We start from the raw sequence: 642 nt of genomic DNA, 5'->3' as shown, positions 1-642 counted from the left end.
GTGCTCATAGATCGCAAAGCTCGAAAACTTCTTGTCCATGACGTCACGGGTCGCCGCCATGGTCTCCTTCAGGCTGCGCCCCTTGGCGACTGACAGCTCCGCCGCGCCGTAGAGCGACATTACGAAGTCACGCGTCATCGCAATTGCCTCGCGGGTCGTCTCCAGCCCCTTCAGCGCATCGCCTCGACCGGGCGCAATGGCTTTCGGGTTGAAGGCCCGGATCTCGTTGAGCGTCGACGGCCATTCGCGCAACAGCGCATCGCCGCAATAACAGGCCGAGTGATATTCGATCAGATCGCCGGAGAACATGACTTCGGCATCGGGCACCCAGGCGACGATATCGCCGGACGTATGACCGGCACCAAGCTGCATCAGGCGCACTTCGCGCTTGCCGAGGAAGATCGACATCTCGCCCTCGAAGGTCAGCGTTGGCCAGGTCAAGCCGGGAATGCTCTCGGCATCCTGGAACAGACGCGGGAAACGCCCGAACTCGGAATCCCAGTCCTGCTGGCCGCGCTCTCCCACCAGCCGATAGGTTTCCTGCGACGCGACCACGCCCTGCGCCTTGTAGGCGGACGCACCAAGCACACGCACCGCGTGGTAATGCGACAGCACGACATATTTGATCGGCTTGTCGGTGAC

1 protein-coding gene is annotated in these 642 nt (G+C 62.1%); it reads right to left on the bottom strand.

All coding sequences use genetic code 11. The features are described 5' to 3' along the window. On the bottom strand, positions 1 to 642 hold a 642-nt coding region (locus AC1DU6_RS34470; RefSeq protein WP_477862977.1), incomplete at both ends, for an MBL fold metallo-hydrolase.

The sequence above is a fragment of the Roseateles sp. P5_B10 genome (genome assembly GCF_056400485.1).
Note: the sequence above shows the minus strand (reverse complement) of the source record. Positions and strands in the feature narration are given on the sequence as shown.